Origin of the sequence: Microbacterium sp. SLBN-154, from assembly GCF_006715565.1 — a bacterium.
Lineage (GTDB): Bacteria > Actinomycetota > Actinomycetes > Actinomycetales > Microbacteriaceae > Microbacterium.
Genome location: NZ_VFNL01000001.1, coordinates 197,020 through 216,339 on the forward strand (window position 1 = coordinate 197,020; position 19,320 = coordinate 216,339).

Sequence of the window (19,320 nt, forward strand, 5' to 3'; positions counted from 1 at the left end):
ATCTCGCGCGATCCGGTAGCGCGACGCGTAACTCGAGCACCGGAGTTCATCAGCCGGCTGGACGGACGAGCGGGGCTTCGGCTCCCCTGCTGAGCGGCGCCCCCGGCCACCGGCTGACGCCAGCCGGCAACGAGCGGCGGCAGTTCTGGCAGACGTGTTGGCAGCCAGAATGAGAGCAGCGCCAACGATGAGGTTCACGAGAATGGTGCTGTCGGGGCTGGTGGCGTCGACCTGCGCGACGACAAGCCCTGACTGGACCGCTGTCGCGGTCCCGTTAGCATGGCGGCATGGCGGTCACCGACGGGGCGATCCGGAAGATCAGGGACATGATCACGGCAGGGGAACTCGCTCCCGGCGATCGGCTACCGCCGGAGAAGGAGTTGAGCGAACATCTCGGGCTGTCGCGGAGTTCGCTCCGCGAGGCGGTAAAGGCCCTCGAGGTGATACGGGTGCTCGATGTGCGCCGCGGTGACGGCACCTACGTGACGAGCCTAGAGCCGAGACTGCTCTTGGAAGCGATGAGCTTCGTCGCCGATCTGCACACTGCGCGCTCGGTGGTGGAAATTTTTGGAGTACGCCGCATCCTCGAACCGGCCGCCGCAGCTCTGGCGGCCATCCGGATCGACGACGAGGGAATCGTGAGCCTTGAGGTGATGTTGGCCGAAGTGAACCCACACACCGACGTGGAAGAGCTTGTGCGGCACGACCTTGGGTTTCACCAGGCAATCGCTGCGGCATCGGGCAATGACTACTTGAGCGGACTTGTCGAATCGATGGCGAGTGGCACGGTTCGCGCAAGGCTGTGGCGAGGCATCACTCAGCGCGGCGCGACGGAGCGGACCATCGCCGAGCATCGTGCAATTCTCGACGCCCTGCGCCGCGGTGACGCCGAACTCGCCTCAGCGCTCACGTTGGCCCATATCGCCGGCATTGAGGAATGGCTCAAGGAAGCCTTGGGGTTCGACGAGTGAGGCATTCGGGGTGCCGCCGCCCGATTGATTCTGTCATTTCGCTCGGAATGTGGGTTCCCCGACGATAGGGTCGTGGATAAGTCCGCGGGCAGAGAGCGTGACCCAAAGTTCATCCGGGATGAACTCGGCCGCACGGGTCGCGTTCTGCGTCACCGATCGAGGATTGGCCGTGCCGACGACCACGGTCGCGACAGCGGGGTGCCGAAGGGGGAACTGCAGCGCCGCCGTCGGGAGCTCCACTCCGAACTCCGCGCAGGTCTGGGCGAGGGCCGCTGCGCGGTCGAGCACCGCGGCAGACGCTTCCGCGTAGTTGTAGGTCGCGCCCCACGCCGGATCGGGATTGGCGAGAAGCCCTGAGTTGAACGGCGCAGCCGCAACAATGCGCACGCTCCTCTCGGCCGCGAGAGGCAAGAGCTCTGCTGCTGCGACCTGCTCGAGCAGCGTGTAACGTCCGGCGACCATCACTACGTCGAGGTCTCCCTCGGCGATGGCGCGCGCAGCTACACCCGCGTCATTCACCCCGACCCCGATCGCGTCGACAAGACCCTCATCCCGCAGCGCCGCGAGAGCGGGCAGACCCTCGCGGAGCCCTTTATCAAGGTCGTAGACATCGGGGTCGTGCAGATAGGCGATATCGATCCGGTCGATACCCATCCGCTCGAACGAGTCCTCGAGCGATCGGCGGACACCAGGCAGAGTCGGATCGAAGCGTCGCACGAGATCATCGGGTACGTGGAAGTGAGCTTTCAGGTCGCGTCCGCCGGAGAACGCGGGGTTCGGCTTAAGCAGCCGCCCAACCTTGGTGGAGAGAAGATACTGTTCGCGGGGCTTGCCGCGAAGGAACGCACCCAAGCGTCGCTCGGAGAGTCCCAGTCCGTAGTGGGGGGCAGTGTCAAAGTAGCGGATGCCGCCCTCCCAGGCCGCCTCCATAGCCGCATGCGCCGTTTCGTCAGACACGACGCGATAGAGATTGCCGATCGATGCTGCACCGAATCCGAGTGGTCCAAACTCCGTTGTCATGTGCGCTCAACTCCATTTCGGGGGACCTCGGGACGGCGGAGTCTGACAATCAAAACATCTGATGTCTGGCTGCGGGCCCATGCGTCAGTATGCCAGAATCAGTGGGTACACCTACTGCCCAGGTCGACGGAGCCAGGCCGGCCCCGCGCCGCTGCTCTGATGTTTGAAGGGATTGACCGATGAAGCTGTCACGACTCGGCCCGGTCGGCGAAGAAGTGCCAGTCGTCTGGGAGGAGGATCGAGCCTTCGATCTCCGCCCCCTCACCGCAGATATTGACGGCGCGTTCCTCTCGTCCGATCCCGTCGCCCAGGTGCGCGTCGCGTTGGCCGACCGCCGACTTCCCATGGTCGGTGAGGCGGACGCGCTGCGGGTCGGAGCTCCGATCGTGAGGCCGTCGGCGGTGTACTGCATCGGCATGAACTATGCCGCGCACGCCGCCGAGTCGGGTTCCGCACCACCTGAGCACATGGTCATGTTCATGAAGTCACCCAACACGGTTGTCGGGCCCAACGATGACGTCGCGGTGCCTCGGGGCAGCACGAAGACGGATTGGGAGGTCGAGTTGGGCATCGTCATCGGAGCTCGAGCCTCATACCTTGAATCCGCCGCCGACGCCCGCCTCCACATCGCCGGATACGTCGTCGCCAACGACTTGTCCGAGCGAGACTGGCAGATTGCAGTTTCCGGCGGGCAATGGTCCAAGGGGAAGTCCGGCCCAGGGTTTTGTCCGCTCGGTCCCGCGCTTGTAACGCCCGACGAGATCGACGCGAGCGACCTTCGCCTGCGCAGCTGGGTGAATGGCGAGCCGCGACAGGACTCCCGCACCTCCGACCTCATCTTTGGGATCGAGCAAATCGTGTGGGAACTGAGCCAGTACCTCATCCTTGAGCCCGGCGACCTGATCCTGACCGGCACCCCCGAGGGAGTGGCACTGTCGGGCCGCTTCCCTTACCTCACCCCGGGAGACATCGTTGAGCTCGAGATCGAGGGTCTGGGCCGCCAGCGCCAGACCGTCGTCGCCGGTTGAAACACTGGAGTACCGCATGTCTTTACCACTCGATTCCCTCGTGGCGATTGTCACCGGCGGAGCATCCGGGCTGGGTGCCGCGATCACCAAACGCCTACAGAACGATGGTGCGACCGTCGTCGTCTTCGACCTGAACGCGGATGCCGAAACTGACGCTGATCTCGCGGTCGCCGTCGACGTCACCGATGACGCGTCGGTCATCGCCGGCGTCGAACGCGCCGCCGGGCAGTTCGGCCGGATCGACATCCTGGTCAACAACGCGGGCATCGGCGCACTGGGCGATGTCACCGCCAACTCCGACGACGAGTGGCATCACGTGTGGGACATCAACGTCGTCGGCATCGCCCGCGTCAGCCGGGCCGCCCTGCCCTATCTGCAACGATCCCCCGCGGCTGCCATCTGCAACACCTCTTCCATAGCCGCCACAGCCGGGTTGCCCCAGCGCGCCCTCTACAGCGCCACCAAGGGTGCGGTACAGTCCCTTACTCTCGCCATGGCAGCCGACCACTTGCGCGAGGGCATTCGCGTCAATGCGGTCAATCCTGGCACAGCCGACACCCCGTGGATCGAGCGGCTCTTGAGCGCAGCACCAGATCCCATCACCGAGCGCGCATCCCTCGAATCGCGTCAGCCCCACGGCCGGCTCGTCACTGCCGCGGAAGTCGCTGACGCCGTCGCCTACCTTGTCAGCCCTCGCGCCGGCTCTACTACTGGCGTCGCACTCGCCGTTGACGGTGGCATGCAGGCGCTCAGGCTCAGGCCAAAAGTGGGGTGATGTCTCACTCGGCCACATCGCAGGTCATGCGCAACACTCGCTTGGGGGTTGCGCATATCGGGTCGCGGCGGCCTGTATGCCGCGGAGACGGCAGGGTCAAGGCGCGTCGGTCCACTTTCCTAAACCGAACGGGCCTCCTTATCTCCCGCAGTTCCGCGAGCGTCATCTGGACAGCACGAGGCGCCGGCCGGACTCAGCACTGACCCTCGCCGTCGCGTGGGAAACCGCCCAGGCGCCGCGTCCCGAACGCGGCACTCTCGACAGATCGCTCGAAGACCTTTGGAATCTCGTCGCCCGTAACCATGAACTCCGCCACCACGATCCCCGCCCTGAGAAGGAGTGACCATGGTCACCCGTCAGCTTCCCCGCCCCGCCGAGCTGCTGGAGCTCATGCAGTTCAAACGTCCCGAGTTCAACGGACGGAAGCGTCGACTCGAGGCGGCGTTGACGATCGCGGATCTGCGGGTGATCGCGAAGCGTCGCACGCCGAATGCGGCCTTCGACTACACCGACGGCGCCGCCGAGGGCGAGATCTCACTGCACCGGGCGCGGCAGGCGTTCGAGGATGTCGAGTTCCACCCCGACGTTCTGCGTCCCGCGCCCGAGGTCGACACCTCCTGTGAGATCCTCGGGGGTCCCTCGGCGCTGCCGTTCGGGATCGCCCCCACCGGATTCACCCGATTGATGCAGACCGAGGGGGAGAGCGCGGGGGCCTCGGCGGCGGGCGCGGCGGGGATCCCGTTCACGCTGTCCACCCTCGGGACCACCTCGATCGAGGACGTCAAAGCCGCGAACCCGATGGGACGCAACTGGTTCCAGTTGTATGTCATGCGTCAGCGTGAGATCTCCTTCGGCTTGGTGGAGCGCGCCGCGAAGGCCGGTTTCGACACCCTGCAGTTCACCGTGGACACCCCTGTCGCCGGGGCACGGCTCCGTGACAAGCGCAACGGATTCTCCATCCCCCCGCAACTGACGCTCGGCACGATCATCAACGCCATCCCCCGGCCGTGGTGGTGGATCGACTTCCTGACCACCCCGAAGCTCGAGTTCGCATCCCTCAGCACCACCGGCGGCACCGTCGGGGAGTTGTTGAATGCCGCGATGGACCCCACCATCAGCTACGACGACCTCGACCTCATCCGCTCGATGTGGCCCGGGAAACTCGTCGTGAAAGGGGTGCAGAACGTCGCGGACGCCGCTCGCCTCGTCGACAGCGGAGTGGATGGCATCATCCTGTCCAATCACGGCGGCCGCCAGCTCGACCGCGCCCCGGTGCCGTTCCACCTTCTCCCGCAGGTGGTCCGCGAGGTCGGGAAGGACGCCACGATCATGGTCGACACCGGCATCATGAACGGCGCCGACATCGTCGCATCCCTCGCCCTGGGCGCGAAATTCACCCTCATCGGCCGCGCCTACCTCTACGGACTCATGGCCGGCGGCCGGCAGGGCGTCGACCGCACCATCACCATCCTCCGCAGCGAGATCGAACGCACCATGGCACTCCTCGGCGTCTCCACCCTCGCCGAACTCCAACCACGTCACGTCACACAACTCCGCCACCTTGTCCCGATCACAGTAACTTCCTAAATCATTGGGACACGAACGTCTGGACAGGTGTGTCCGGTCGGGCTTCCGGGGCGTTGCATTAGTTCCCCTATCGACGACCAGTGCGCCATCCCGGGCAATCGGGAGTCTCCCGCAAAGCCGAGGCGACCACCGCGGCGCGCATCCCAGCGCAGTAGCCATCGATGAGCCTCCCGGTGCACGGAACAGTCGAGGGGGCAGCCGGGTTAGGAGCCACCGCAGCAATCATTTCCTCGCAATCTCGGACTCCTCGCACGAGGCCGGTTGACGCAGCCGCCTCGTTTGACAAGGGTCCCCCTTGCCGGCCGCGCGTGTATCGCTCTCCTCACCGTTCTGCCTCGGATCCCGTGATTGCGTGTGAAGCTGACATCGCTTGTAGTCGGCGAACTGCGTTTTCGATTGAGCGCGACTTCGCGCATACAGCCGTCACGCGTCACGGTGCTACCTCTCCCCTATGGGCCGTCTTGGCGACGGCGGCGACACTGCCAAGCACCGGACCGTCGAGCGACGTATCAGCGGAAGGGTCGCTTAGCGAGCAGTTGCATCAGGCAATAGTCGTGAACCCGTCACACCTCACCGAGCGCCTGCCCGAGCTGAAGGTAGAGCAGCGACACGAGTTGCCCGTCCACGCTGTACCGCACGCGCCCCCCGCGCTCCCACTGGTCACGCGGGGGATCAGCCACGAGCAGCCCGGCATCCAACATCTTCTCTAGCGCGTTGAAGACGGTCGGTGAGGGCACCCCGAGTGCAGCGGAGATCTCGGCGCGAGACGAGTTCGGATGCTCTCTGAGGTATCCGATGATCCCGGTTCGTAGCCGGTTGCCGAACGCTTCGATGGGGTCCTCCGCGCGATCACTATTCGCGGGGCGGGCGTACTTGGGCACGCTCCATTCTCTCGATAGACCTACGGGTCCGTCCAGATAACCGCATGAAAAAAAGCTTTGCTCACCTGAGTGTAGCTATGTACCATGCACTCATGTCAAGGTCCGCGGCGCCCCTTCGAGCACACGATGCTCGATCGGCGCGCTCGCCCTTGTCCCCCAAAAGACCTACAGACACCGCCCTGAGGGCCGACATAGCATCGGGACTTAACGCGACGATGCCAACCCCCCGAGCTCCTCGCGCTCTTGCTGTGCATGCCATAAATCCCCGATCAGAAGTATTTTTACGATCTACCCCTTGCGTGCTTAGGATGCCGGGACAGCGTGTAGCGCGACTCGTCACGTGGGTCAGCGCATTCGCTGTTCTCGAAGGCGAGGAGCGATCATGACAGCACGAACGAACCGGCGCGGCATCGCGTGGGCGGTCATCGGCGCAATCGTCCTCATCATCGGTATTGCGGCACTCATCATCGTGTCGCTGAGCAACGCCGACTCCACTCCTAGTTCCCCCGACCTGACGTCGACACGCACGAGCGATTTCGAACCAACTCCAACGACCGAAACCGCGGTGGTCGACGAGTCCGTCATAAAGCGCGGGTTGGTCCCCGAACCCATCACCACGGATCCCGAGACCTACGTCCGCGCGGCGCTCGCCGCCGCGGGGACCTTCGACACCACGAAGGCCGAGTACGAGGAATGGATCGCCTACCTCGGTACGTGGTTCACACCCGACACGCGCTACGCATCAGAGGCCGACCGTATCGCCGAACTAGAAGCAGCGAAACTTGAGATGCGCCAGACAGTCGTTCTGCCTGAAGCGGAATGGGACTCTCTCGCAGGCGAGGACGGCAGAGTCAGCGCCGTCACGACCGGTGACGTCGCCTTCTCGCCCGTCCCCGAGGACCAGTCGGGGGATATGTCGAGCGGCACAGCCGACATCACCATCACCTTCACGCGTTCCGACGGCGCCGGCGGCGAGGTCTCATACGAGGAGCAGACCCGCCTCAGCGTGCAGGTGCTGTGCGGAGAGGCATCTGTTCCCACGCCCGATTCCAGCCAGGCCGCCGGGGACTGCAAGGTGGTCCGACTGCTCTCAGAGCCGGTGGAGCCCTGACATGCCGGCCCCGGTCACCGCGATCGCCGCCCTCGGCCAAACGAGGATTGGTCGCAAGGTCGCGATCGGGGCACTGACCCTCGTTCTCCTCATATCGGCGTTCGCCGCCACCCCGCTCATCGCGATCCCGCTCGCGATCGCAGGCAGCTCGATCGCAAACGGGCCCGACACCACACGCCCAGTCCCGACAGCCCAAGGCGACTGGGGCTTCCCTATGGCCGGCCCGTACTCCTTCGGCCGAGGGTTCGGACACAACCCCGTCACCGGATGCGGGTTCTGCTCGGTCCAGCACAAGGGTTACGACATGTCCCAGGGATGCGGCTCACCGATCTTCGCCGCCGGCCCTGGCACGGTGCTCAGCGCCGGTGCCCTCAGCGGGTGGGGCAACACCGTCCGCATCGACCACGGCGACGGCCTCATCACCCTCTATGGGCACATGCAGTGGGGCTCGCTCCGCGTCAGCGAAGGGCAAGCGGTCACCCCCGGCACGCCCCTGGGCGCCGAGGGCAACACCGGCCGTTCGTTCGGGTGCCATCTCCACTTCGAAGTCATACACGACGGGCTATCGATCGACCCCGTCCCGTTCATGGCCGCGCGCGGCATCCTCCTGACCTGACCACGAACAAAGGAACCCCCTGTGACCGGCATCGTCCTGACTGACGTCGACATCCCCGACATCCAACCCGACTTCTCTGCGCCCTTCTTCCAGGGATTCCAGGTCATCGCGTCCTACATCCTCGCCGGTGCGATGCTCGTGGTGCTGATCATGCTGATCATCGCCGGGGCGGCCCTTGCCTTCCGAGGCCTCGCCTCCGACCGAGTCCGCACGTGGGCCGGCGAGAACATCCTCTGGATCTTCATAGCCGCCGCGGTCCTCGGCGCCGCATCTGGGCTCTTCGCCTGGTTTGTGAACTTCGACTTCGGTTTCTGATGAAGCTGTGGCGCACCATCGCGGCCGGGGTGGCCCTCGGGCTGACTCTCACGGTCGGCGCGCTGTCGCCTGCGCTGGCAGTCGAAGCGGATGCCGCGTCCCCGCGCGCCACGACAGCGACCGAAATCTCCGGCGAAACGTGGTCGGCACCGTCACACCCGGTCAAGTGCCTCAAGGCCGGCGGACAGATCAGCTGCACTCCCACTGACCCGTCACTGGTCAAACCGCAGCAGTGCTTGATTGGACTCATCTCCGTTGGGACCCGCGCGACCGTCTGCACGACCTACGAGGGGCATGTTGATGCCCTCAAGGCGTCGGGCGGTAAGCCCATCACCGTTGCGTACGGCTGCAGCATCGGCGACGTCGTGTGCGTCACGTTTGAGAACGCCGGCCGAGGGATAGCGCTGAGCGCGACCGGAATGATGTTCCTCGTCGCTCAGAATATGCAGTTCGATACGAGCACGTTGCTATGGACAGCAGCGGTCAGCGAATGGTCGTTCTGGCAGTGGGCGATCCTCATGGTGCTCTTCGGTGCCATGGTGTGGGCGTTCGCGGCGGCGATAGTCTCCGGCGATCGTGAGCAGCTCGTCGGCGCACTCCTCCGATCGTTCATCGCGATCCCCGCGGTTCCGCTCACGCTGTGGGTCACCGGGCATCTCCTGAACGCGATCGACGACATGACGTGGTACATCCTCGGCGGGCAAGGCCCGTTCGAGATCTTCACGACCCTGCAAAGCGTCATGTGGGCCGGCGGGCAAGCGAACTACTTCTTCGCCTTCCTCATCCACGGCCTCTTGCTGATCGCCATGCTGCTCTTGGCGCTGGTCTTCGCGTTCCGCAACATCGTGTTGGCCGCACTGATCGCGGTGGGGCCCGTGGCATGGATGCTGTTCCCCGTCCGCGGGGTCGGGCCGCAGTGGGTCGTCCGCTACGTGTCCGCGGTTGTCGTTCTGCTGCTCACCGGCCCGTTGACCGTCGGATTCGTCACCCTCATCATCAACGGGCTCGCTTCGGTGAAGACGATCTGGGACCCGCAAGCGTGGCCACTGCTTATCGGACTCGCCCTCGTTGCGTTTTCACCGTTTGCGATCTTTGGACTGTTCAGCTTCGTTGGCGCGGTCGCCGCGGATGGCATCGGCAGCCGACTCGGCTCGGGTGCCGGGAGGGTCGCTTCCTCCGCCTCTCGCTCGGCCATGCAGCTGCCAACCCGACTCGGCTCGGCCCCTGCGGGGGTAAGCACGAGTGGGGGGCGTGCGACAGCCGGCACAGCACCCTCGGCGCGAGGGCCTCAGACACGTTCGGGCTCGACGCCGTCGGCCCCGACGACCACAAGCGGTCCAGCAGAAAGAAGTGCTGCATCCACGCCGCGACCCACGTCACCTGCGCGGCCGCAGCCCGCCGCACCACCATCAACTCCGCGCCCCGTTGAAAGGAGTCCGCGATGACTTCGACCTCTGACTTGACCCGCCCAGTCCGGCTCCCCCGTCGATCACGGCAAGGCGTGGTGCTCGGCATGGATCCCTGGCAGCTGGCATTCATCGCCGCCGCTGGCGTCGTCATCCTCATCAGCGTCAATCGATTCGGGCCACTCGGGCTGTTGTGGATGGCCCCTCTCTATCTCGTACTCGGCGCGACGGCGCTGATGACCGTGCACGGCATCTCGGCACCTCGGATGGCGGGGACGTGGGCTATGAAGCAGGTGCGCCACGCGATGGGGGCGACCGCCTACACCTTCCGGCCCGAGCAGCCCAAGCTCATGGGCACGCTCAACCTGCCCGGAACGCGCGCGTCACTGCAACTTTGGGAGAGCGACGGCATCGCGTGCGTCTACAACCCCCACGACCGGAGCGTGTCAGTGACGGCCGAACTCGAGGTGCAGGGGTTCCTCATGCACGACTCTCCAGAACGGTTTGATCTCGCGCAGCAGTGGTCCAAGGTCCTCGCTTCGTTCACACAGCGCGCCGGAATCAAGCGGATCACCCTGCAGGAGCGCACTCTCCCGACGACGATCCGAACGGCGCGCGACCACTATGACACGGTCGTCAGCCGCCGAGGACTCAACCCCTCATCGCCCGCGGCTGCCAACTACGAGGAAGTGATGAATCGCTCGGAGCGGTTCGCGGTCGCCCATCGCAACTACCTGACCTTCACCCTCGACCTCGTCTCTCTCGCTCCGCAGGTGAAAGCACTCGGGGGTGGAAAGGACGCGATCATCGACCTCGCGCGGCTAGAGGCCAGCAATCTCGCCGACGCCCTGCAGTCGGCGAAGGTCAAGGTGCGGCGCTGGCTATCTTCGCGTGACCTCGCTGCGCTCAGCCGCCTAGCCATGGATCCGGAGTCGGCGCCGAATGTGCAGAACCGGCCCGACATCCGTGGCGGCGTAGACCCCTCCGCCATCGGCCCCATGTATCTGGAAGAGCCAAAGGGACGAAACGGAATCGTCTGCTCCGACTCCGGCGTGCACACAACCATGTGGATTCACGAGTGGCCACGCTCCGACGCGCCGGTGGGGTTCGTGGCCCCCCTGGTGTTCGCGCGGCATCCGCACACGCATGCGGCCGTCACCCACATCTTCTCTCTTGTTCTCACTCCTGTCCCCGTGGCGAGTGCATTGCGACGCATCCGCGACGAGAAGAAGGTGTGGCGCGGCAACGAGCGGCTTCGCGCCAAGCGAGGCGCGGATGGATCTGCCGCGGATGCGGCGGACTGGGCCGCCCTTGAGAAGCAAGAGGAGGAGATCGTCGCAGGTCACGGCGAGTTCCGGTACGGCGGATATCTCACAGTGAGCGCCCCGAACGAAGAGCACCTTGACCAGGCCATCGCCGGCATGCGCAACGCGCTCGCGCGTGCGGGGATGGAGGCGCAGATCTTGTACTGCCAGCAGGCGGAAGCGCTCATGGTGAATGCCCTGCCCATCGGCTTGGGGATGAAGTGATGGCTCGCCGTGCCGTCGTCTTTGCTCCGGCCGGCCTCACCGACGAGGAACGCCGCGCCCTCCGACGAGCCGTCTGGGACGCCGAACATAGGCGCCCGGATGCCCGCCCTCCACGACGCGAGCGTGGACTCCCCGAGCCAGCCGTCCCCGGTCCATTCGGCCCCGGCCTGGTAAACGACAATTACTGGAACCTCGTTCGTCCCTCCGTTCCACCCCATCAGGCGACGTCTCAGCACATCGCAGGGATTTACCCGTTCGTGGCCGACGCTGGCCTCGGCTCGCGTGGCCCCATCGTCGGCGTCGACTTAAACGCTGATTCCCTGTGGCACTTTTCCCCGTGGGAGTCCTATACCGACGTCACCGAGCGCGGATCGTTCTCAACCAACATCCTCGTGCTCGGCGCCTACCGGGCAGGGAAGAGCGCCGCCGTGAAAACCCTGGTCACCCGGTCACTCGCATTCGGACACCAGGCCGTCGTCCCCTCTGACGCGAAGGGTGAGTGGGTCGTCATCGCCGACGCCATCCCTGGTGGCACCGTCATCCGTCTCGGCGACGGCACCTCCGCCCGGCTCAATCCGCTCGACCGTGGCCCCCGGCGCAGCAACTCAACAGACGACCAACACGAACAGATGGTCCGACAACGCCGCATCGCAACACTCATCGCCCTCGTCGAGATGGCCCTGGGAAAGACCCGCCTCACCGCCGTCGAGCACGCGGCGATGCATGAAGCGCTTGGCCGCTGCATCCATGACACCAATGACCGCCCGACGCTCCGTGGCGTCTACGACCAACTCGGGCTCATGGTCGCCGAGACCGGCGGCGATTTCCGGCTCTCCGAAGGCGCAGTGCAGCCGCGCTTCGTGCTACGCCGATTCGTTGACGGCGACCTGTCGGGTTTGTTCGAGGACGAATCCACGGTGTCGTTCGATCAGGATGCTCCAATCGTTGTGGTCGACACCTCTGAGCTGTTTTCGCGCGGTGATCTCGTGGCACAGCTCACCCAGGTGTGCACGACGGCGTGGATCCAGGCGGTCGTCTCCGACCGTTCGGCGAAACGCACGCGTTACGTCATCCGAGAAGAGGGATGGCGCGACATGACCTCTCTCGCTGCTCTGCAGATGTATCAGCAGTGGCTCAAGCTCTCGCGCCACTACGGGATCAGCAACATCGTCATCTTGCACAAGATGGGCGATCTCGACGCCGTGGGCGACGCCGACTCGCAGGAACGTAACCTCGCGTACTCGATCGTCGGCGACATCGAGAACAAGTTCATCTTCCGCGTCAACCACCAGGAGCAGACCAGCCTTCGCCAGCGCCTGAGTATGCCGGCCCCGCATGTCGACATGGCGAGACAGCTCGCTAAGGGACAGTTTCTCGCATACGTCGGTCAATACTCCTACCTCGTCGACTGCTTCGCGACGTCCACCGATTGGGAGTACGAGCTGTTCAAGACTGACGAAGCTGTGCAGACCGCAGACCACCTCGATGCCAATGCTCCGTTGATGGATGCCGCGGAGCTCGGCACCGACTGGCTGAACGCAGCACGGGACGACCCGGACCGGCTAGCGCTCAGGCGGGGAGAGAACGCGCGATGAACCAGGGACTGCTCGGCAAGCTGATCGCCATCCTCATTGCGGTTGTTGCCGTGGTGGGACTGGCGACGACCTTCATCGCGGACGCGATTACTTACTGGGTTTGCGGCGAACGGGGTCTGGGGTCGGGCCCGCTTTCCGGACTCTGGCTCGCGCTCACCGGCGACCTGTCAACCTACACCGCGCCCGCCGGGTGCGCGCTTCCCCTTTGGCAAATCCGCGTCGCCGACACGCTCGCCCTGATCACCGTCGGCGTGCTGGTGATCCTCATCCTGGTCAAGGTTCGGCAGTACCAACAGTCGGATGCGTCTTTCATTGCCGATCTGCGCACGCGCCCCGGGTTCGCGCGCACGGGTGAAATCCGCGAGCACCTGTCCGCGAGGGCCGTTCTCAAGCGCGCTGGTCAGCTGCGACCCGATTTGACGCACCCGCTGCCGTCCGACGTGGGATGGCGGGTCGGGAAGTCGCGTGGCATGGACGTGTACGTGTCGATCGAAGACTCCGTTGCGCTCGAGGGGCCGCCGCGCTCGGGCAAGGGATACCGAGTGTTGATCTCAGCGATCCTCGACTGGTCGGGCCCGCTGGTCACGACCTCGACGACGAACGACAACCTCACCGCCTCGATGCGCATGCGACAGAGCCGCGGCGATGTGCACGTCTTCGACCCCCAAGGGCTCTCCGGCACCCGCCACCCTCTCCGCATCAACCTGCTTACCGGGTGCGAAGACCCGCTCGTGGCGATGCAGCGCGGCACCGCGATCATCACCGGGACGGCACTCGGCACCTCGTCGACGAACGCCGAGTGGGCGCAGGCCTCGGGCGTCGTTCTCGGACGGCTGCTGCATGCCGCGGCTGTCGGTGGATGCTCGATCGGCGATCTCTACTCGTGGGGCAACAGCCCGACCCTCGCCCGTGACGCGATCGATTATCTCCGCGACGGGGGCGCGCCGGGGTGGGCGGATAGCCTCGAGGCAACGATCGCGGGCGACGACAAGCTCGTCTCATCCATCTGGTTCGGAGTGTCCGGCGCCGTCGCCCCACTCGCAGTCCCCCAAATCCGTGACGCGCTCATGCCACGGCCGGGCGACCCCGTGTTCGACGCGCGCGAGTTCTTACAGGCCTCGAACACCCTGTATCTCATCGGCTCATCGTCGGGCGCGTCCGCAATGGGCGGGTTCCTAGGGGCAATCGTCGATGACATCGTCGAGGTCGCTCGAGTCCGCGCGCTCGCTTCACCTGGTTCGCGTCTCGCTCTCCCGCTCGGTCTGATCCTGGACGAGATCGCCAACATGTTCCGGTGGGGCAACCTGCCGCGTGTGATGGCTGACGGCGGCGGGCGAGGCATCTGCACCTTCGTTGTCCTGCAGGCCCTCTCGCAAGCCGAGACGGCGTGGTCTCGCGCCGAGGCCGACACCATCTGGGCTGCGGCAACCGCGAAGGTCCTGCTCGGCGGCGCGTCCCACGTCGACCACCTTCGCGATGTGGAAACGCTGCTTGGCTCACGCGATACCCGGCGCACCCAACGTTCGTGGTCGACCCGCGAAGCCGGCCACAACACCAGCGAACAACACGAACGTCGACCGCTCATGTCAGTCGACGAGATTCGACGGATGCCGCAGACCACCGGCCTCCTCGCCTACCGCAACCGCCGTGGCGTGCTCCTCGACCTCGCCGGATGGGACGACCGCCGCGACGCGCGCTCAATCCAGTCCGGCAAGCGCGCGACCGAGCAAGAGCAGCAGGGAGTGTTCCGCGACGCCGCGAATCGACCGGTGACAGGCCACACCGCTCACGACGGGGCGAAGACCGAGGCGCGAGAATGAGCAATCGTCGCGTCACGGGATTAACCACCTATCGGTCCGATTTCCTCCGGTCTCGGGCATGGTTTGCCCGCCGAAATCGATGGTTCCTGACGGAACAGCGCCGCGGGCGGACCCCGACGTGCGGAGTCTGCGGGGGCGCGGCATCCGCATCGGATCTCGAACTTCACCATCTGGACTACGCGGGGGTGACTCTCGTCGCCGGGAGGTGGCGGGCACAGGAAAGGCACGCAGACCTGGTGGCGATGCACCCGACTTGCCACGACCTTGTCCATCGCCTGATCGACCGTGACACGGTCCTTGCGCGCCAACGCAACCGGCGCGACGCGACCGCGATCGCTGCTGCGCGCATTCGTGAGGCGCTCAACTCCCAGGAGACGCGGTGATTGGCGACGACTACGAGCCCAGCCGCCTATTCGCGGACGACGCGGCGGGTCTGCCGCAGCTCCCTGATGACTACCCACGGCCGAGCCGCGGGCCATCGGCGGTGATCGGCGGACGTGCGACGAACTGGCGCACCATGACTGACGAGCAGGCACCCGGCGAGTGGGCAGCATTGCGTGATTGGACCGAGTGGTTCGTGCGTCGATACCGCGTCGCCGAGACGATCGTTCCGCCCTGCTGGTTCCGGCACGGCCAGCTCGTCGAGGAAATCTCGGCCCTCCACTGCGCCCATCGAGCAGCCTATGACCCCTCTGACAGCGGCAACGGTCCGATCGGATGGCACGAGCGGCTCGCTCTTGCGATGCAGCGGCTGGCGAAGGCATACGCCGGCGGATGCAGCAACGGACACAGAGAGCATCCCTCCCGCCCGTGGCCGAAGGCGGCCGCTGAGGAGGAGTGGGACGCGTGGATCACACAGAGCCACGCTCACTGAGGCACCGCACGGTGCCACTTCAGAAAGGAAGAAAGATGGCCACGAAAATCCCGGTCACGATCGAGGGCAACCTCACCGGTGACCCTGAACACGGAGCAAGTGACGCGGGCAACGAGTACGCCCGCTTCACGGTCGCAGTCAACGACCGCCGTCTCAACGAAACGACAGGTCGGTGGGAAGACGCAGGCACGGTCTACCACCGCGTGGTGGTGTTCAGTCAGCAGTCGCGCCACGTCTCCGAGTCGCTCCGCAAGGGAGACAGCGTGCTCGTCGCCGGCGATCTTCGGTTCGGGTCGTACACAGACAAGGAGACCGGCCAGACTCGCGAGACGCGAGACATCGTCGCGGACACCGTCGGCGCCTCACTCAGATACACGAGCGTCGACGTGGCACGCGCCCCAAAAGCAACTAGCCCCGAGACTCACGCCTCGGGGCCGGTAGCAACACCGGCCTCGTACGCCGGTGCTGGGGTTGCGCGCTGACCCATCAGGACAGGAGAGCGGCGCGGGAGTCATCGTACTCCCGCGCCGCTCTTCGCTTGAGAATCTCCTGAGCAGTGAGCGCAGCTGAGGAGCCTCTTCTCTCGCTACGACGTGTCTCAGAACCATCGGCGAAGCGCGGTCGGCGGCATGGGGAAGCGAGACTTAGTTCTGAGACTCGCACATCACCTGAACTGCGCTGAGATCTCGCCTACACGAGCCGCTCAGGGTGTACGTGCTGCGCGAACGACACTCGTGAATGAGACGTCGCAATAGGGAAGGAATACGAGACGCATAGCGTCCGAGATCTGTGACGGACGTGGTGCGAACCGCGAACTTCGCCCCCCAGTCCCTACTGAGTGTCTGATGATGCGAAGGACCGCTCTAGGCCGTGTTGCTAAAGCCGGTGGGTGGCTGTTGTCATGCTGGTTGGGTAAGCCCATTCAGGGCCTCGGCGACTCCGTTTGGGTAGAAGGGTCGGCTCACGCCATCGATCGGCACCCATCGGACGGGACTGCCTTCATCGAGGACTTCGAGTTGCGCATCGAGCGGTATTGCATCGATATCGGTTGAGTCGACGGCGAATACGTGGGCGATCTCGTGGCCGGGCTCTCCTTCGTATTCGAAGATGTTCTCGACCACCGCGAGAAGCCTGACGCCATCTAGCTTGACGCCGAGTTCTTCTGCGAACTCTCGGCGCAGAGCGGCCTCGGCAGTCTCGCCGAACTCGATGCCGCCACCGATCGCGCGATGGAATGCCGCGCCCTTCACTCGGTCAAATCCGTCCAGCAGGAGCACGTGGCCTGAGCGGACGGGGAGCCCTACCGAGATGTTTCTGATCGATGCCACCCGATCGACACTAGAACAGGTGGGACCTGCTGCTCGTGATCCAGTGGAGGGTGGCTGCGAGGCAGAGGCCGGCATGGTAGATGCGGGCGGTCTTGTCTGAGCGCATCGCAATGCCGCGCCATTGCTTGAGTTTGTTGAAGCAGCGTTCCACGACGTTGCGGCCGCGGTAGCGGTCTCGCTGCGCGTCGCCGAAGTCGATCGGCCCGCCACGACGCTTGCGGCGATGGGCGATCTGGTCGTCGCGTTCAGGGATCGTCGCCGCGATGCCACGCTCCCGCAGCCAGGCTCTGTTCGTTTTGGATGGGTAGCCTTTGTTGGATCGAGGAGCGCACATGGTGAACGACGCGGTTCCGGATCAGGTTCTCATAACGCCAAGATCAGCCGGCACTATGACGGCGATCACGGCACTGTACGTCGGCCTCACTGCGGCTTCATTGATTGCGGCATCCCTAGCCTTGTTCACGGGCACGCGCGTGGTTGTGACAGTGCTCGCGGTTGCCGGCCAGCTGATTTTCCTTCTACCGTTCCTTCGCGGTCATCTTCGCGCCAATGCCGTGTGGGCGACAGCGGCTGTATCCATGCTCGTCGGCGGTCTGATCGCCAGCCGCGCGCTGCGCTGGCACAGGTCCGGCGTCTACATCAGATGACGGAGTCGGGCTGCTTCTTCGAGGTCGTCTCGGAATACGTCAAGCGTGGCGAGTGTGTACATCCCGTCGATATCGCGGTCTACCCAGAGCTGGTGGATGCGTCGTAGGTCCGCGATGCGCGATTTCCAGCCGATTCCGTCGATGACCGCTAGGACGTACTGGGAGGGCTTCCGGATCGCTGCCATCTCCTGGATCTCACGTACCGCGTCGGTCAGTTTGGAACCGGTGCTGTCAAACCCCTTCGCGGCGACGACGATCTGCGCGTCACCGGTGTCCGGCACGACAAGGTCGCATGGTGCGGTCTGATTGTTCCGTCCGGTGAAGCGGGTGCGGGTCTGGTAGGGCAGTCCCAGCCCAGCTGCTATGGCTTCTATCTCGTCTTCGACTTTGCGCCCCGAGGCGCCAGCCCGTGTTGCGGTGACCCGGGTTCCGGCGCGGGCGATCAGTATGTCTCCGAGTCCGTAGTGTCTCGAGCGCTGAAGGTCTAACTGCCGGATCAGGTCGAAGTCTTCGTCGAGCCACTCGATGAGATCGGTGGGGCGCGTGCGCGCCAGAGTCGTCCAACCGGTTGTGTCGAACCTGTCGCGTAGGACGTTCTTGAGGCGCTCCTGACTCAAGCCGACGACGAGGCCGAGCACGGGTACCCGGATGGAGTGTTCGCGGGCCCATTCGGCGAGTGTGTCAGCATTCAACGGTTCGAGTGCCAGCAGACTGTCCGAAGCGTCTCTGATCTCTTCCGCTTCCGGCGTCGACGCCGTCACATCGATGTGTGCTGTGAGTCTTCCGAGGGTCGCGATGTATTGGTCGAACGTGGGGATGTCCGCTGCCATCAGCTTCGGCCAATGAAGAGGTACTCGGACACGTTTCGCCGCGTCGCGGAAGCGTGAGTACCGAAGTGATAGGTGTGATCGATTGCCTGCACCTCGACGTTTGGTTTGACCTCCCGCAGAAGCTCGGCGATCCGGTCAACTCCGGGGAGGGCATTCGACGAGTACGACATGACGATCGCGCCGGCTTCCTCAAACTTCCTGAACGTGCGCGCGAGGGCATCCTCGATGCTTCTCTTGTAGGCGAACGGGGTGAAGCGTTTTTCGATCTTCTTCGTCTTGGTGTGCTCCATGATTTGGACTCCACGCCAGTACCGGCTCAGGCCCTCGAGGAAGTGATACCGCTTCATGTAGTCCGCGTCATCCCGCGGAGGCGCGTAGGGCGGGTCCAGGTAAACGAGATCAGGAGCTTCAGCTCCCAGGTCGAACACATCACCACACACCGCGGTGCTCGTCGTTCCCAAATCAAACACTGTCGCGTTGTACTCCGCGACTCGCTCAGCGAAGTGGTCGCGCATAGAGAGGCGCAGATCGCGTCGACCGTCCGAATAGCGGGTTCCGGTGAAGGTGAACACCCCTCTGGGCTGCTTGCGCGCAGCAGAGAGGACGAGTGCAGCGATTGCGATGTCACGCTGATAACCCGGGAGATCGTCGATGTGAGACCACGCGGAGTCGAGGAACTCCAGGTCTTCGGCGGTGAAGTAAAGGTCTTGGAACGTGCGGCTGATGAAATCACGGTCGTCGGCAGCCGGTCCGCAGATCTTGTTCACGACGTCCAGGGGCAGAAGCTCTCGGGAGTTCTCCACGGTGGCGCGAGCAACGGTGGAGCTGAAGTTCATGAAGTCGTTGCTGGTGACCGCGAAACCCTGCGCTTTGAGGAGGTAAGAAACCACACCCGAGCCCGAGAAAGCATCGACCGCGGTGGTTCCTCCAACCTGCGCAAATACACGTTCGAGATGTGGGAGAAGCGCGTACTTGCTGCCCATATAC

At 64.7% G+C, this 19,320-nt stretch carries 20 protein-coding genes; 14 read left to right on the forward strand and 6 right to left on the reverse strand.

Annotated features, from left to right (window positions below; all coding sequences use genetic code 11):
* Window positions 1-287 precede the first annotated feature (287 nt).
* Window positions 288-971, forward strand: coding sequence for a FadR/GntR family transcriptional regulator (locus tag FBY40_RS01010; RefSeq protein ID WP_141935668.1), 684 nt, complete (start codon window positions 288-290; stop codon window positions 969-971).
* Between the two features lie 33 nt (window positions 972-1,004).
* Here FBY40_RS01010 and FBY40_RS01015 read toward each other — a convergent pair whose 3' ends face one another.
* Window positions 1,005-1,991 carry an aldo/keto reductase gene (locus FBY40_RS01015; protein WP_141935670.1) on the reverse strand — a complete coding sequence of 329 codons (987 nt, stop codon included), beginning with the start codon at window positions 1,989-1,991 and terminating at the stop codon, window positions 1,005-1,007.
* Between the two features lie 179 nt (window positions 1,992-2,170).
* Between FBY40_RS01015 and FBY40_RS01020 the strand changes: the two genes are divergently transcribed.
* The 3 genes from FBY40_RS01020 (at window position 2,171) to FBY40_RS01030 (ending at window position 5,381) form a co-directional block, all read left to right on the forward strand.
* Window positions 2,171-3,019, forward strand: a complete 849-nt coding sequence (locus tag FBY40_RS01020; RefSeq protein WP_141935672.1) for a fumarylacetoacetate hydrolase family protein — start codon at window positions 2,171-2,173, stop codon at window positions 3,017-3,019.
* 16 nt (window positions 3,020-3,035) lie between these two features.
* Window positions 3,036-3,794, forward strand: a complete 759-nt coding sequence (locus tag FBY40_RS01025; RefSeq protein ID WP_141935675.1) for an SDR family NAD(P)-dependent oxidoreductase — start codon at window positions 3,036-3,038, stop codon at window positions 3,792-3,794.
* A 345-nt stretch (window positions 3,795-4,139) separates the two neighbouring features.
* Complete coding sequence (locus FBY40_RS01030; protein ID WP_141935677.1) at window positions 4,140-5,381, forward strand: alpha-hydroxy acid oxidase; 1,242 nt, start codon at window positions 4,140-4,142, stop codon at window positions 5,379-5,381.
* A gap of 563 nt (window positions 5,382-5,944) precedes the next feature.
* Here the strand turns inward: FBY40_RS01030 and FBY40_RS01035 are convergent.
* A complete protein-coding gene (locus FBY40_RS01035) occupies window positions 5,945-6,262 on the reverse strand; it encodes a winged helix-turn-helix domain-containing protein (protein WP_160141321.1) in 318 nt (105 codons plus the stop codon).
* A gap of 382 nt (window positions 6,263-6,644) precedes the next feature.
* Between FBY40_RS01035 and FBY40_RS01040 the strand changes: the two genes are divergently transcribed.
* From FBY40_RS01040 to FBY40_RS01080, 9 genes are all read left to right on the forward strand, one after another.
* The gene (locus FBY40_RS01040) at window positions 6,645-7,373 is read left to right on the forward strand and encodes a hypothetical protein (protein WP_141935681.1); all 729 of its coding nucleotides are present in this window, start codon (window positions 6,645-6,647) and stop codon (window positions 7,371-7,373) included.
* A 1-nt stretch (window position 7,374) separates the two neighbouring features.
* Window positions 7,375-7,989: a M23 family metallopeptidase gene (locus FBY40_RS01045; protein WP_141935683.1), complete on the forward strand. Its 615-nt coding sequence runs from the start codon at window positions 7,375-7,377 to the stop codon at window positions 7,987-7,989.
* Window positions 7,990-8,010: 21 nt separating this feature from the next.
* A complete protein-coding gene (locus tag FBY40_RS01050; protein ID WP_141935685.1) occupies window positions 8,011-8,304 on the forward strand; it encodes a hypothetical protein in 294 nt (97 codons plus the stop codon).
* Complete coding sequence (locus tag FBY40_RS01055) at window positions 8,304-9,749, forward strand: hypothetical protein (RefSeq protein ID WP_141935687.1); 1,446 nt, start codon at window positions 8,304-8,306, stop codon at window positions 9,747-9,749. The genes FBY40_RS01050 and FBY40_RS01055 overlap by 1 nt, the downstream gene beginning before the upstream one ends.
* A complete protein-coding gene (locus tag FBY40_RS01060; RefSeq protein ID WP_141935689.1) occupies window positions 9,746-11,239 on the forward strand; it encodes an SCO6880 family protein in 1,494 nt (497 codons plus the stop codon). Before FBY40_RS01055 ends, FBY40_RS01060 begins: the two co-directional genes overlap by 4 nt.
* Window positions 11,239-12,834: a hypothetical protein gene (locus FBY40_RS01065; RefSeq protein WP_141935691.1), complete on the forward strand. Its 1,596-nt coding sequence runs from the start codon at window positions 11,239-11,241 to the stop codon at window positions 12,832-12,834. Before FBY40_RS01060 ends, FBY40_RS01065 begins: the two co-directional genes overlap by 1 nt.
* Window positions 12,831-14,654 (forward strand): type IV secretory system conjugative DNA transfer family protein, encoded by a 1,824-nt coding sequence (locus tag FBY40_RS01070; RefSeq protein WP_141935692.1) that lies wholly within the window; start codon window positions 12,831-12,833, stop codon window positions 14,652-14,654. The genes FBY40_RS01065 and FBY40_RS01070 overlap by 4 nt, the downstream gene beginning before the upstream one ends.
* A 517-nt stretch (window positions 14,655-15,171) precedes the next feature.
* Window positions 15,172-15,528, forward strand: coding sequence for a hypothetical protein (locus FBY40_RS01075; protein ID WP_141935694.1), 357 nt, complete (start codon window positions 15,172-15,174; stop codon window positions 15,526-15,528).
* 11 nt (window positions 15,529-15,539) lie between these two features.
* Complete coding sequence (locus tag FBY40_RS01080) at window positions 15,540-16,010, forward strand: single-stranded DNA-binding protein (RefSeq protein WP_160141322.1); 471 nt, start codon at window positions 15,540-15,542, stop codon at window positions 16,008-16,010.
* Between the two features lie 417 nt (window positions 16,011-16,427).
* Here the strand turns inward: FBY40_RS01080 and FBY40_RS01085 are convergent, their stop codons facing one another.
* Window positions 16,428-16,931 (reverse strand): NUDIX hydrolase, encoded by a 504-nt coding sequence (locus FBY40_RS01085; RefSeq protein ID WP_141935698.1) that lies wholly within the window; start codon window positions 16,929-16,931, stop codon window positions 16,428-16,430.
* Window positions 16,867-17,190, reverse strand: a complete 324-nt coding sequence (locus FBY40_RS01090) for a transposase (RefSeq protein WP_141935700.1) — start codon at window positions 17,188-17,190, stop codon at window positions 16,867-16,869. Before FBY40_RS01090 ends, FBY40_RS01085 begins: the two co-directional genes overlap by 65 nt.
* Between FBY40_RS01090 and FBY40_RS01095 the strand changes: the two genes are divergently transcribed.
* Window positions 17,189-17,503, forward strand: a complete 315-nt coding sequence (locus FBY40_RS01095; protein ID WP_141935702.1) for a hypothetical protein — start codon at window positions 17,189-17,191, stop codon at window positions 17,501-17,503. The two genes, FBY40_RS01090 and FBY40_RS01095, sit on opposite strands and share 2 nt — an antisense overlap.
* Here the strand turns inward: FBY40_RS01095 and FBY40_RS01100 are convergent.
* Both FBY40_RS01100 and FBY40_RS01105 read right to left on the reverse strand, forming a co-directional pair.
* Complete coding sequence (locus FBY40_RS01100; protein ID WP_141935704.1) at window positions 17,491-18,333, reverse strand: hypothetical protein; 843 nt, start codon at window positions 18,331-18,333, stop codon at window positions 17,491-17,493. The genes FBY40_RS01095 and FBY40_RS01100 overlap by 13 nt on opposite strands.
* A complete protein-coding gene (locus tag FBY40_RS01105) occupies window positions 18,333-19,316 on the reverse strand; it encodes a DNA adenine methylase (RefSeq protein ID WP_200829904.1) in 984 nt (327 codons plus the stop codon). The genes FBY40_RS01100 and FBY40_RS01105 overlap by 1 nt, the downstream gene beginning before the upstream one ends.
* Window positions 19,317-19,320 lie beyond the last annotated feature (4 nt).

Bases quoted from the DNA above. Each gene is read 5' to 3' on its own strand.
- FBY40_RS01010 (WP_141935668.1), top strand. From the start codon at position 288: ATGGCGGTCACCGACGGGGCGATCCGGAAGATCAGGGACATGATCACG.
- FBY40_RS01015 (WP_141935670.1), bottom strand. From the start codon at position 1,991: ATGACAACGGAGTTTGGACCACTCGGATTCGGTGCAGCATCGATCGGC.
- FBY40_RS01020 (WP_141935672.1), top strand. From the start codon at position 2,171: ATGAAGCTGTCACGACTCGGCCCGGTCGGCGAAGAAGTGCCAGTCGTC.
- FBY40_RS01025 (WP_141935675.1), top strand. From the start codon at position 3,036: ATGTCTTTACCACTCGATTCCCTCGTGGCGATTGTCACCGGCGGAGCA.
- FBY40_RS01030 (WP_141935677.1), top strand. From the start codon at position 4,140: ATGGTCACCCGTCAGCTTCCCCGCCCCGCCGAGCTGCTGGAGCTCATG.
- FBY40_RS01040 (WP_141935681.1), top strand. From the start codon at position 6,645: ATGACAGCACGAACGAACCGGCGCGGCATCGCGTGGGCGGTCATCGGC.
- FBY40_RS01045 (WP_141935683.1), top strand. From the start codon at position 7,375: ATGCCGGCCCCGGTCACCGCGATCGCCGCCCTCGGCCAAACGAGGATT.
- FBY40_RS01055 (WP_141935687.1), top strand. From the start codon at position 8,304: ATGAAGCTGTGGCGCACCATCGCGGCCGGGGTGGCCCTCGGGCTGACT.
- FBY40_RS01060 (WP_141935689.1), top strand. From the start codon at position 9,746: ATGACTTCGACCTCTGACTTGACCCGCCCAGTCCGGCTCCCCCGTCGA.
- FBY40_RS01065 (WP_141935691.1), top strand. From the start codon at position 11,239: ATGGCTCGCCGTGCCGTCGTCTTTGCTCCGGCCGGCCTCACCGACGAG.
- FBY40_RS01070 (WP_141935692.1), top strand. From the start codon at position 12,831: ATGAACCAGGGACTGCTCGGCAAGCTGATCGCCATCCTCATTGCGGTT.
- FBY40_RS01075 (WP_141935694.1), top strand. From the start codon at position 15,172: ATGACTGACGAGCAGGCACCCGGCGAGTGGGCAGCATTGCGTGATTGG.
- FBY40_RS01085 (WP_141935698.1), bottom strand. From the start codon at position 16,931: ATGCCGGCCTCTGCCTCGCAGCCACCCTCCACTGGATCACGAGCAGCA.
- FBY40_RS01095 (WP_141935702.1), top strand. From the start codon at position 17,189: ATGGTGAACGACGCGGTTCCGGATCAGGTTCTCATAACGCCAAGATCA.
- FBY40_RS01090 (WP_141935700.1), bottom strand. From the start codon at position 17,190: ATGTGCGCTCCTCGATCCAACAAAGGCTACCCATCCAAAACGAACAGA.
- FBY40_RS01100 (WP_141935704.1), bottom strand. From the start codon at position 18,333: ATGGCAGCGGACATCCCCACGTTCGACCAATACATCGCGACCCTCGGA.
- FBY40_RS01105 (WP_200829904.1), bottom strand. From the start codon at position 19,316: ATGGGCAGCAAGTACGCGCTTCTCCCACATCTCGAACGTGTATTTGCG.